General features: G+C 66.5%; 16 protein-coding genes. 13 read left to right on the top strand and 3 right to left on the bottom strand.

All coding sequences use genetic code 11. From position 1 onward, the window contains the following. Positions 1-35: 35 nt before the first annotated feature. The 3 genes from narH to narI are packed head-to-tail and all read left to right on the top strand — an operon-like array spanning position 36 to position 3,222. Positions 36-1,790: a nitrate reductase subunit beta gene (gene narH, locus ACFV2O_RS35590; RefSeq protein WP_379256127.1), complete on the top strand. Its 1,755-nt coding sequence runs from the start codon at positions 36-38 to the stop codon at positions 1,788-1,790. Further along, complete coding sequence (narJ, locus tag ACFV2O_RS35585; RefSeq protein ID WP_379256102.1) at positions 1,787-2,467, top strand: nitrate reductase molybdenum cofactor assembly chaperone; 681 nt, start codon at positions 1,787-1,789, stop codon at positions 2,465-2,467. Before narH ends, narJ begins: the two co-directional genes overlap by 4 nt. Next, positions 2,464-3,222 carry a respiratory nitrate reductase subunit gamma gene (gene narI, locus ACFV2O_RS35580; protein WP_355079740.1) on the top strand — a complete coding sequence of 253 codons (759 nt, stop codon included), beginning with the start codon at positions 2,464-2,466 and terminating at the stop codon, positions 3,220-3,222. Before narJ ends, narI begins: the two co-directional genes overlap by 4 nt. Before the next feature lie 71 nt (positions 3,223-3,293). On the opposite strand, the gene ACFV2O_RS35575 is transcribed toward narI, so the two are convergent. Continuing rightward, on the bottom strand, positions 3,294-3,749 hold the full coding sequence (locus tag ACFV2O_RS35575) for a VOC family protein (protein ID WP_379256101.1): 456 nt from the start codon (positions 3,747-3,749) through the stop codon (positions 3,294-3,296). Positions 3,750-4,060: 311 nt separating this feature from the next. Between ACFV2O_RS35575 and ACFV2O_RS35570 the strand changes: the two genes are divergently transcribed. Genes ACFV2O_RS35570 through ACFV2O_RS35525 form a run of 10 tightly spaced genes read left to right on the top strand, consistent with a single transcriptional unit; the run spans position 4,061 to position 9,439 of the window. Then, entirely contained in the window at positions 4,061-4,816 is a 756-nt protein-coding gene (locus ACFV2O_RS35570; protein WP_379256099.1) for a hypothetical protein, read from the top strand. 6 nt (positions 4,817-4,822) lie between these two features. Continuing rightward, positions 4,823-6,025, top strand: coding sequence for an SRPBCC family protein (locus ACFV2O_RS35565; protein WP_355079744.1), 1,203 nt, complete (start codon positions 4,823-4,825; stop codon positions 6,023-6,025). Next, positions 6,022-6,429 carry a gas vesicle protein GvpJ gene (gvpJ, locus tag ACFV2O_RS35560; RefSeq protein WP_355079748.1) on the top strand — a complete coding sequence of 136 codons (408 nt, stop codon included), beginning with the start codon at positions 6,022-6,024 and terminating at the stop codon, positions 6,427-6,429. Before ACFV2O_RS35565 ends, gvpJ begins: the two co-directional genes overlap by 4 nt. Then, positions 6,429-7,190: a GvpL/GvpF family gas vesicle protein gene (locus ACFV2O_RS35555; protein WP_379256097.1), complete on the top strand. Its 762-nt coding sequence runs from the start codon at positions 6,429-6,431 to the stop codon at positions 7,188-7,190. Before gvpJ ends, ACFV2O_RS35555 begins: the two co-directional genes overlap by 1 nt. Before the next feature lie 3 nt (positions 7,191-7,193). After that, positions 7,194-7,427: a gas vesicle protein GvpG gene (locus ACFV2O_RS35550; protein ID WP_355079752.1), complete on the top strand. Its 234-nt coding sequence runs from the start codon at positions 7,194-7,196 to the stop codon at positions 7,425-7,427. A gap of 19 nt (positions 7,428-7,446) precedes the next feature. Then, a complete protein-coding gene (locus ACFV2O_RS35545; RefSeq protein ID WP_379256095.1) occupies positions 7,447-7,770 on the top strand; it encodes a gas vesicle protein in 324 nt (107 codons plus the stop codon). Beyond that, the gene (locus ACFV2O_RS35540) at positions 7,767-8,153 is read left to right on the top strand and encodes a gas vesicle protein (protein WP_379256094.1); all 387 of its coding nucleotides are present in this window, start codon (positions 7,767-7,769) and stop codon (positions 8,151-8,153) included. The genes ACFV2O_RS35545 and ACFV2O_RS35540 overlap by 4 nt, the downstream gene beginning before the upstream one ends. After that, positions 8,150-8,935 carry a GvpL/GvpF family gas vesicle protein gene (locus ACFV2O_RS35535; protein ID WP_379256092.1) on the top strand — a complete coding sequence of 262 codons (786 nt, stop codon included), beginning with the start codon at positions 8,150-8,152 and terminating at the stop codon, positions 8,933-8,935. The genes ACFV2O_RS35540 and ACFV2O_RS35535 overlap by 4 nt, the downstream gene beginning before the upstream one ends. Continuing rightward, positions 8,932-9,147, top strand: coding sequence for a gas vesicle protein (locus ACFV2O_RS35530; protein ID WP_379256090.1), 216 nt, complete (start codon positions 8,932-8,934; stop codon positions 9,145-9,147). Before ACFV2O_RS35535 ends, ACFV2O_RS35530 begins: the two co-directional genes overlap by 4 nt. After that, entirely contained in the window at positions 9,140-9,439 is a 300-nt protein-coding gene (locus tag ACFV2O_RS35525) for a gas vesicle protein K (RefSeq protein ID WP_355079762.1), read from the top strand. The genes ACFV2O_RS35530 and ACFV2O_RS35525 overlap by 8 nt, the downstream gene beginning before the upstream one ends. Positions 9,440-9,549: 110 nt before the next feature. Here the strand turns inward: ACFV2O_RS35525 and ACFV2O_RS35520 are convergent, their stop codons facing one another. Both ACFV2O_RS35520 and ACFV2O_RS35515 read right to left on the bottom strand, forming a co-directional pair. Then, positions 9,550-9,756, bottom strand: coding sequence for a DUF397 domain-containing protein (locus ACFV2O_RS35520; protein WP_379256088.1), 207 nt, complete (start codon positions 9,754-9,756; stop codon positions 9,550-9,552). Continuing rightward, the gene (locus ACFV2O_RS35515; protein ID WP_379256086.1) at positions 9,746-10,765 is read right to left on the bottom strand and encodes a helix-turn-helix domain-containing protein; all 1,020 of its coding nucleotides are present in this window, start codon (positions 10,763-10,765) and stop codon (positions 9,746-9,748) included. The genes ACFV2O_RS35520 and ACFV2O_RS35515 overlap by 11 nt, the downstream gene beginning before the upstream one ends. Positions 10,766-11,190: the final 425 nt, after the last annotated feature.

The raw sequence follows: 11,190 nt of genomic DNA, 5'->3' as shown, positions 1-11,190 counted from the left end.
CACCGACGCGAGAAAGCGGTACTGACATGCGCGTCATGGCACAGCTGGCCATGGTGATGAACCTGGACAAATGCATCGGCTGCCACACCTGCTCGGTCACCTGCAAGCAGGCGTGGACCAACCGCGGCGGCACCGAGTACGTCTGGTTCAACAACGTGGAAACCCGCCCCGGACAGGGTTATCCGAGGCAGTACCAGGATCAGGAGAAGTGGAAGGGCGGCTGGACGCTGAACAAGCGCGGCAAGCTCACCCTGAAGTCCGGCTCCCGGCTGAAGCGGCTGCTGAACATCTTCGCCAACCCGGATCTGCCCACGGTCGAGGACTACTACGAGCCGTGGAGCTACGACTACGACAACCTGCTGTCCTCCCCGCCGGTCGACACGACGCCGGTCGCGCGGCCCAAATCGCTGATCACCGGCCAGGACACGCAGGTCACCTGGGGCGCCAACTGGGACGACGACCTCGGCTCCGGCCCCGAGCAGGTCGGCAAGGACCCGCTGCTGGCGAAGCTGTCGGAGCAGGTGAAACTGGAGTTCGAAGAGACCTTCATGTTCTACCTGCCGCGCATCTGCGAGCACTGCCTGAACCCCTCCTGCGCGGCGTCCTGCCCTTCCGGCGCGATCTACAAGCGCGCAGAGGACGGCATCGTGCTGGTGGATCAGGACAAGTGCCGCGGCTGGCGGCAGTGCGTGTCGGGCTGCCCGTACAAGAAGATCTACTTCAACCACAAGACGGGCAAGGCGGAGAAGTGCACCTTCTGCTACCCGCGCGTGGAGGTCGGTATTCCGACGGTGTGCTCGGAGACCTGCGTCGGGCGGCTGCGCTACATCGGCGTCATGCTCTACGACGCCGACGCGGTGCTCGAGGCCGCGTCGGTCACCGACGACAAGGATCTCTACCCGTCGCAGCTCGGGGTGTTCCTCAATCCCCATGACCCGCGGGTGATCGCGGAGGCGGAGCGGGCCGGGATCTCGCCGGAATGGATTCAGGCCGCCCAGGATTCGCCGGTCTACAAGCTGATCGTGGACTATCAGATCGCGCTGCCGCTGCATCCGGAGTACCGCACCATGCCGATGGTCTGGTACGTGCCGCCGCTGTCGCCCGTGGTCGACGTGCTCAGCGAGACCGGCCACGACGGCGAGAACGTGTCCAACCTGTTCGGCGCGATCGACGCGCTGCGCATTCCGGTGGAGTACCTGGCCGAGCTGTTCACCGCGGGCGAGGTCGGGCCGGTGCGCGCTTCGTTGCAGCGCCTCGCGGCGATGCGCTCGTTCATGCGGTCGGTGAACCTCGGTGAGGAGCCCGATCCCTCGATCGCGCCGTCGGTGCGGCTGGAGCCCGAGGAGATCGAGGCGATGTACCGGCTGCTGGCCATCGCCAAGTACGAGCACCGTTATGTCATCCCGAGCGGCGCGGGAGCCCGTGCGCACGAACTGGATTCGCTCGCCACCGGGTGCAGCCTGGACACCGACGGCGGTCCGGGCATGACGGCGTTCGATCAGATGGTGGAGAAGTTCCACCTCACCGACGCCAACGACGCCGCGCCGGAGCAGAAGTCGTCCCGGATCAACCTGCTGAACTGGGATGGCAAGAGCACCGAGGGCCTGGTGCCGAGCGATGGCGCCGCGAACGGCAACGGGCACGCCGACGGCACGAGCAACGGGCACTCGGGTAACGGCCACGCGAACGGGGCAGGCGACGGGCCCGCAGGCAACGGGCACGGCGCGAGCAACGGCTCCGGCAGCGTCGCGGGTGATCCGGCCTCCGCGCCGAGCGGAGCGGGGCGATGAGCCTGCTGAAGTTGCGCCGCCGCCCGGAAGCGGTGGTCGAACTCGCCCAGCGCGACCGCCAGCTGGTGTGGCGAATCGCCGCATTGCTGCTGGACTACCCCAGCGAGCAGACACTGGCCATGATCGACCAATTGATCAGCGCCGCAGCCGATCTGCCCGACGAGGTGCGCACACACCTGAGCGAATGCCTCGACTACCTGCGGACCACCCCGCCGCTGGAACTCGCGGCCGACTACGTCGCGACCTTCGACATGCGCCGCCGCGCCAGCCTGCACCTGACCTTCTACGCCTACGGCGACACCCGCAAGCGCGGAATGGCGTTGCTGCGTTTCAAGCACGCCTACCGGCACGCCGGTGTCGAACTCGGGGACGAGGAACTGCCCGACCATCTGCCGGTGCTGCTGGAGTTCGCCGCCACCGTCGACCCGATCGGCGGCGAACGGCTGCTCGGCGAGCACGTTCCGGTGCTGGAGCTGCTGCGACTTTCGCTGTCGGACAACAACTCCCCCTACGCGGGAGTGCTCGCGGCGATCGGGGCGACGCTGCCGCCGCCCACCACCGCCGACCGCAGGCGCATCGCCGAACTCGCCGCCCAGGGCCCGCCCGAGGAGGAAGTCGGGCTGGAGCCCTTCGCGATGGACCCCTCCCTGTTCGACGGATCGGAAGGCCGACGATGAACGCATCCCCGCATCTGCCGGTCGCGCTGTGGCTGATCCTGCCGTACGTCGCGTTCACCTCCTTCGTGCTCGGGCACCTGTGGCGCTACCGCAACGACCAGTTCGGCTGGACCACCCGTTCCTCGCAGATCTACGAGAGCCGCCTGCTGCGGCTGGGCAGTCCGCTGTTCCACTTCGGCATGCTCGGGGTGTTCGGCGGGCACGTGCTCGGCGTGCTCATCCCGGAGTCGTGGACCTCGGCGGTCGGGATCTCCGAGCACGTCTATCACGTGGTCGCCGTCGCGGCGGGGTCGCTGGCCGGGCTGGCCGTGCTGGCCGGTGTCGGCATCCTGCTCTACCGGCGATTCACCGTTCCCGCCGTCCGCAAGGCGACCACGGGCAACGACAAGCTGATGTACGGGCTGCTGACCGCCGCACTGGTCACCGGCCTGCTCAACACCTGGGGCAGCAACCTGCTGTGGGGCACCTACAACTATCGCGAGACTGTCTCGCCCTGGTTCCGTAGCCTGTTCACGCTCACCCCGCAACCCGAGCTCATGGTGGACACCCCGTGGACCTTCCAACTGCACGGGCTGGTCGTGCTCGCCTTGATCGGGCTGTGGCCCTACACCCGGCTCGTGCACATGTTCAGTGCGCCGGTCGGCTACCTGGTGCGGCCGTACGTGGTCTACCGCAGCAAGGAATACGACGCCCCCGACAAGCGCCGCTACGCCCGCGCGTGGGACGCGCCCGTGACCCCCGAACGCTGGCGCTGACGACGCCGTCGCGCGAGACCCCGCCCGGACAACGGCGTCCCGGCGGGGTCTTCGGCGTTCGCGGCGCCTGATCAGGCGTTGTCGTAGGCGTTCTGGAGAGCCGCGACATCGAGCTTGGACATCGACCGCAAGGCGGTGCCGACGGCGATGGTCTTCGCGGAATCGTCACCGCTCATCAATTTCGGCAGCGCCGAGGGCACCACCTGCCAGGACAGGCCGTAGCGGTCCTTCAGCCAGCCGCACGGGCCGGGCTCGCCGCCGTCCGCGGTGAGCGCGTCCCACAGGCGGTCGACCTCGTCCTGGGTGTCCACGACCACTTGCAGCGATGCGGCATCGGTGTGCGGGTGGTCCGGTCCGCCGTTCATCAGCGTGACCGCCTGACCGTCCAGGTCCAGCGAGACGATGAACGCCGAGCCGTCGGAGTTGCGGGAGACCTCGACCACGCGCGAGTTCGGGATCACCGCGGCGTACAGGGCGGCGGCTTCCTCGGCGGCGTTGTCTAACCAGAGGAACGTGTTGACGGACATGATGTGCTCCTGTGTTGTGGCGTGACTTGCTGTCACCCACTGGTCGGAGCCGCTCGCTCGCCTTCGACACAGTTCGCGAAGTTTCTCGAAATTTTTTTTCCGACCTCTACCGCCGAGTGATCGCTGAAACAGGTTCGCCAGCCTGCGAGTTCCCAGCTTTCCGCAGGCAGAACCCATCGACCCATCGGGTAACCAGGCATACGCTGAAGTTTGGCCGCTGCCATGTGGTCTATCCCACTTCTGGGGACGTCAAAGTCTCGCCGCCCCGGCTCAGCAAAGCCGTGGCGGCGGAGACGAGCAAGGAGTGAGCAATGAAAGGTGGAGCAAGAATCGCGTTAGGGGTGGGCCTCGGGTACCTGCTCGGCCGCACGAAGAAAATGCGCTTCGCGATGACGCTGGCGGGAGCCGCGATGGCGAGACGATCCGCGGGAACACCCGCCGAACTGCTCGAGCGCGGCACGGAGCTGCTCAAATCGACGCCGGAGCTGACCAAGATCACCGACACCGTGCGCGACGAGTTGCTCGGCGCGGTGCGTTCGGCCGCGGTCACCGCGGCGAGCAACCGCATGGACGCGCTCAGCAACCGGTTACAGCAGGGGACGACGCTCCTGGCGGGCGAAGAACAACGCGGCTCACAGGCGGCGGATGAGGAGGACGAAGAGCAAGAGCAACAGCCTGAGGACGAGTACGAGGACGAGGAGCAAGAGGGCGAGTACGAGGACCAGGAGCAAGAGCCCGAGGACGAGGACCAGGAGCAAGAGCCCGAGGACGAGTACGAGGACGAGGACGAGGACGAGGATCGAACGCCTGAGGACGAGTACGAAGAGGAAGAACAAGAGCCCGAGGACGAGGACGATTCCGAGCGGGGCGAGGAAGAGGACGACACCGAGCGGCCTGCCGCGCGGACGCGCACTCGCCGGTCGAGCACCACCGCCAAGCGCGGAGCGAGCTCGCGGACCGCCGACCGTTCGTCCGACTCCGCGGATCGTAAGCCGTCCGGGACTTCCGGCCGCCGCCGTACTCGCGCCGAGGCCGGCCAGGCCCCCGTGCGCCGGACGAGGAGGTGACCGGCGATGGCGAAGATTTTGCGTGACGCGACGGAAGGAGTCGGCAAGGTGGCCGCCGATACGGCGGGCCGGGCCGCCAAAGCCGCGACCGGGGCGGGATCATCCGCGAAGAAGGCGGGAGCCTCGGCCAAGAAGGCCGGATCTTCCGCCAAGAAGAACGCGCCGCCGCCCACGCCGACCGGCATTTTGCAGCAGTCGTTGCAGAACCTCACCGGAGCGCTGACCGAACGCGCGGTGACCGGGCTCACGAACCAGGTGTCGAAGACCGCGGGCCGGTTGAACGAGTACGCCGAGGGCGGCGGCGGGGGGAACCTGCTGGCGGCGCTGACCGGCGTGCAGAAGCTCGCCGGTGGCTCTTCGCCGTTGAGCACGGCCATGAGCATGGGCAAAACCAAGCTCGGTCACTCACTACGCGAGCAGTTCGAGAACGTGAAGGAATCGCTCACCGGCGGCAAGGGCAAGGGCGGCAGCAAGAAGATCAAGCTGACGAACATCGTCGAGCACATCGACGTCGGCGTCCCGATCCACCTGGCCTACGACCAGTGGACCCAGTTCGCGGATTTCCCGAAGTACACCAAGAAGCTCGAGCAAGTGGAACAGGTCTCCGACGAGAAGCTCAGCTGGACCGGCAAAGTGTTCTGGTCGCGGCGTACCTGGGAATCCACGATTCTCGAGCAGGTGCCGTTCGAGCGGATCGTCTGGCGTTCCAAGGGGCACAAGGGCTACATCGACGGCGCGGTCACCTTCCACGAGATAACGCCGCAGTACACCCGCATCCTCGTGGTGCTGGAGTACCACCCCAAGGGAGTCTTCGAGAAGACCGCCAACATCTGGCGCGCGGCCGGCCGCCGCTGCCGGCTGGAACTGAAGCACTTCGAGCGGCACGTGATGACCGAGTCCGTACTGCATCCCGACGACATCGTCGGCTGGCACGGCGAAATCCACGACAGCAAGGTCGTCAAGGACGACGAGACCGCGCGCCGCGAGGAAGAGGAGAAGTCCGAAGAAGATCAGGGAGAAGAGGAAACGGAACGAGAGCCGGACGAGCAGGAGCCGGACGAGGAAGAACAAGAGACCGACGAACAAGAGACGGACGAGCGAGACGAGGACGAGCAAGACGAAGATCGGCGTCCTCGCCGTCGACCCGCCGCCCGCCGCCGCAGCGCGGCGCCTCGCCGGTCGCGTGAGAAGCGAGGAGCAAACGCATGACCATCGAACCCGCAGGCGGCGGCGGGGGTGGCGGAGCGGGCACGATGGCGCGCCCGAACTCCTCCAGCCTGGCCGACGTGATCGATACGATCTTGGACAAAGGCCTGGTCATCGACGCGTTCGCGCGCGTGTCGCTGGTCGGCATCGAGCTGGTGACCATCGACGCCCGCGTCGTGGTGGCCAGTGTGGACACCTATCTGCGCTTCGCCGAAGCCGTCAACCGGCTGGAGATCTCCACCCAGCCGAAGGGACTGACCGACCTCGTCGGCGAGGGCACCCAGGGCCTGGCGAAGCACAAGACGCAGGGCGCTCTCGAGGCGGCGGGCGAGAAGGTCATGGACTTCATCGGCGACGTGCAGGACAAGCGCCAGACGGCGAACAGGCCCAAACGTAAGGAGGGCTGATGACTACCGCTGCGACATCTGTCTACGTCTACGGCATCGTGCCCGCCGACGTGGAGCCCGAGCCGCACGCCAGCGGCGTCGGCGACCCACCGGGTGAGGTATCGGTGATACGGCACGGCGAGATCGCCGCGCTGGTCAGCATGCTCGAGTCGGATCGGCCGCTGGGCACGCCCGACGACCTCACCGCGCACGCCGAACTGCTGGACGGATCGGCCGCCGTCGCTCCGGTGCTGCCGCTGCGCTTCGGCGCGGTCATGACCGACACCGAGGCGGTGGAGAACGAACTACTCGGAGCGAACGAGGACGAATTCCGCTCCGCGCTGGAGCAACTCGAGGGCCGGGCGCAGTTCGTGGTCCGCGGCCGTTACGTCGAGAACACCATCCTCCGGGAGCTGCTCGACGAGAACGCCGAGGCCGCCCGGCTGGCCGGGGAGATCCGCGACAAACCGGAGGACGCCACCCGTAACGAGCGAATCGCGCTCGGCGAGATGATCAATCAGGCCATCGAGTCCAAGCGGGCCGAGGACACTCGCAAGGTGGTCGCCGAGCTCGAGGAGTTCGAACCGCTCGTCAACCAGCGCGAGCCCACGCATGAGGAGGAGGCCGTCCACATCGCGGTGCTGGTCGAACTGGACCGGCAGAAAGACCTGGAGGACACGCTGCGCAGGCTGGGCGAGGACTGGGACGGCCGCGTGGAGTTGAACCTGCTCGGCCCGATGGCGGCCTACGACTTCGTCATGAAGCGCGCACCCGAGGGGTAAGGCATGTTCGGTGTGCTCACATCGATCCTGACGCTGCCCGTCGCCCCGGTCCGCGGCGTGATCTGGTTGGGCGAATTGATCCAGGACCAGGTGGATCAGAAGATGCGAGATCCCGCCGTCATGCGGCGGGAACTCGAGGAGATCGATGCGGCCGCGGCAGCCGGTCAGCTGTCCGAAGAGGAGCGTAGACAAGCGCAGCAGGCGGTCCTGGATCGCATGACCGGTCGCCGCGCGTGATCCGGAAGGAGTGACGCGCGTGGCACGGAAGACCACTTCCGAGGACGTCGACCCGGCCTCCGACGAACCACCTCCCAGCACCCCGGCGCAGGCCGCCGCCATGGCGGTGGAAAACCTCGTCGAGCTGACGTCGAAAGAGGTGCAGGGCGTCACGTCGATGGAACCGACGGAGGACGGCTGGCAGGTGGAGATCGAGGTGCTCGAGGACCGCCGGATCCCGTCGTCGGCGGACATCCTCGCGCTCTACGAGGTCGAGATCGATCTCGACGGGAACCTGCTGGCCTATCGCAGAACCAAGCGCTACGGGCGCGGCAGCACCGACATCGGAAGGGCTCGGTCATGACGGTGGTGCCCGGCGGATCGTCCGCACCGCAGCCGTACGGAGGCGGGCATTCGTCGACCAACCTCGCCGACATCCTCGAGCGGGTGCTCGACAAGGGCTTGGTGATCGCGGGCGACATACAGGTGAACCTACTCGACATCGAACTGCTCACGATCAAACTGCGGTTGGTGATCGCGTCCTTGGAGACCGCCAAGTCGGTGGGCATCGATTGGTGGGAGACCGATCCCTGGCTCAACAGCAAGGCCCGCACGCTGGAGCGGCAGGATCACGATCTCGAACTCGAGAATCAGAAGCTCCGCGACCGGATCGCGGAACTGGAGAGCGCGAAGGAACAACCGCAACGCATCGAGCGTCGCCGCCAACCGAGGGAAGATCGGTCGTGACGGAGGGCCTCGGGGTCTGGCTGTACGCGGTGACGCCCGGCTGCGGCGGCGAGGAGCTGGGCGAGCTGACCGGAGTCGCGGGCGAGCCGGTGCGAACGGTGGTCGTGGACGGGCTGACGGCGATCGTCGGCTCGGTGCCGCTCGAGGTGTTCGGAGAGCAGCCGATGCGGGCGCATCTGGAGGACCTCGATTGGCTGGAAGGGACGGCCCGTGCGCACGACGCCGTCGTATCGACCCTGGTGCGACGAGGTCCGACCGTCCCACTGCGGCTGGCTACCGTCTTCCTCGACGACGACCGGGTGCGCGACCTGCTGACCGAGCGGCGAGCGGATTTCGCCGCCGCGTTGGAGCTCGTGAGCGGCCGCACCGAGTGGGGCGTGAAGGCCTACGGCGACCGCGCCGCCCTGACCGCCGCCGTGGCCGAGTCCCGCACCGCGAGCGAAGGCAAGGGCGCGGGAGCCGCGTATCTGGCCCGGCGCCGGGCGCAACTGTCCGCGCAGGAAACAATCGAACGCGACGCGGCCCAGCGCGCCGAGGAGATCCACACCCGCCTGCTCCAGCACGCGGCCGCGGGGCGACGTCAGGCGCTGACCGACCCGGCACTGAGTGGCCGTCGTGATTGGTTGGTCCTCAACGGGACCTACCTCGTGGACGACGACCGCACCGACGACTTCGCCACCATCGTCACGGCGCTCGGCGACGAATTCCCCGGCATCCGCCTCGAACTCACCGGCCCGTGGCCGCCGTATTCGTTCGCGGGCGTGGAACGAGAACCGGCATGAGCCGCGCCACACGGGAGGTCGACGACGAGCGCCGGGTCTCGTTGGTGGATCTGCTGGATCGGGTGCTGGCCGGCGGCGTGGTGATCTCCGGCGACATCAAACTCGCCATCGCGGACGTCGACCTGGTCCAGATCTCGTTGCGGGCGCTGATCTCCTCGATCAGCACCCTCTCCGGACCGCTGCACGCGATGGAGGCACCCGGCGATGACTGAATTCGGCGGCATCCCACCGCGTATCGACACCGACCCGGAATCCGTCGAGCGCGGCCTGGTCAGCCTCGTCCTCACTTTGGTCGAGCTCCTCCGCCAGCTCATGGAACGCCAAGCACTCCGCCGCGTAGACGCGGGTGACCTCACCGACACCCAGATAGAACGCATCGGCACCACCCTCATGCTCCTCGAGCAACGCATGGAAGAACTCCGCGACCACTTCGGCCTCACCCCCGAAGACCTCAACATCGACCTGGGCCCCCTCGGCACCCTCCTCCCCCGCGACCCACCCTGAACATCAAGATCAACGGCACATGAGCGAGAGGTCTTCTCGGCAAACGCCACAGCCATGTGCCGTTGATCTTGTCCGATGACACCGGAATGATGCCGCGCGACTTCTCGGGCCTATGGGTGGGTGAAGGTGCCGCCCACGACGCCAGCGGTGAAGGCGTCCCATTCGCCGGGCGTGAAGACCAACGCCGGGCCGGTCGGGTTCTTGGAGTCTCGGACGCCGACCATTCCGCCTGCCAAGTGGGCAATCTCTACGCACTCTTGTCCTCCGCTGCTATGAGTGCTCTTGAACCACTTCGCTCCGGACAGATCAACGTGCACGTTCGTGCTCCTTCGCTACCTCACGCAACAGATCTCGACTGGGTTGGACATCCAGCGCGGCGTGCTGGATCACCCAGTGGGCCTCACGGTACCTGCTCAGGTCGGCCAGACGCTCCAGGAATATTCCGCCGGTGAAGCTCTCGACGTACACGACGCTCGGCTCGTCGGGTTTGCCCTTCTTATCCACGTCGAAATCGAGGATCAAGAACGGACCGGTAGACATCCCCACCGGCAGGCCAGCCCAGAACGGCAGTACGCAAATCTTGATGTGCGGATGGGTGCCGAGGTCCGCAAGATGTCGCAACTGCGCGGCCATCACCTTGCGTGAGCCGATCACAGTTCGCAGCACCGATTCATGCAGGATTACCACGATGTCTGCGGGACGCCTGCGGCGCAGGATGAACCCCTGCCGACGAAGCCGAAGCTGCACTCGTTTGTCGATCTCTTCTGCTGGCTCGTTCGGGAAGTAGATTTTGTCCAGCGCCATCGCGTAGTCAGTGGTCTGAAGCAATCCCGGCACGACGGACGGCTGAAAGAACGTCAGCTGTCGCGCCGAAGACTCCAGCCCCATGTATACGTCGAACCCTGGCGTGATCAGTGAGCCGTACTCGTGCCACCACGACTTGACCGCGGTCTGCTCGGCCAGCGCCAGCAAGTCCCGCGTTCGCTCATCACCTAGCTGATACTGCTCGCATAGCAGCCGGATGTCGTGCGTCCTGATCTTCTCCGTCTGCCCCTTCTCCAGCCGTTGCAGCGTGCTCTTGCCCCACTCCATGAGCTTCGCGGATTCGATCAACGTCATGCCGAGCGCTTCTCGCGCGTCACGCAGATGGCGGCCGAGTTGGCGACGCGGCAGCGTGCTGCCGGTCTCGTCCTCTGACAAGCCTTCCCTCCCGAGGTCGTCCGAGTTCCCTGTCCGGGAAATGGTGACACCTTCGACGGGCAACCTGCTGGGAAATGAACTGTCTTTCTTGACTTCCCACATTCCTTTGCCCAGCACCGGACGCATCTTGTCTGCTTGCCGCGCGTCTTGCAGAGAGTGCTTCCTCCCCGCCCAAGGAGGACTCTCACGACCTGGGCGCACGACCAGCAACAGATCTGAGGGGAGCGCAGACGGTGATGCAATCGTTCGGGGACACACCGCGATCCAGGTGCTACTACTACCGGCGCGAGTGCGATCTACCCGCTGTGATCGACCCGCCCGAGTTGGGGCGGATCATCCTGCGTGCCGGGTACGTGTGCGGGGTGACGATGCCCACGCGTTTGGGGCAAGCAACGAAAGCCCATATGCAGAGCCGGGGCGAAATCCTCGGACCCGTTGTCGCACATCCACGTTCGGACCGATGGACGTTCCTCATCGTGGCGGATCTGCCGGACGACGACCGGCTGTTCGCGGAGTTGTTCCGGCTGGACGTGAGCGTGGCTCGGTCCGGA

Origin of the sequence: Nocardia sp. NPDC059691 (assembly GCF_042733915.1) — a bacterium.
GTDB classification, from domain to species: Bacteria; Actinomycetota; Actinomycetes; order Mycobacteriales; family Mycobacteriaceae; genus Nocardia; species Nocardia sichangensis.
This window is presented reverse-complemented; position numbering and strand designations above follow the sequence as displayed.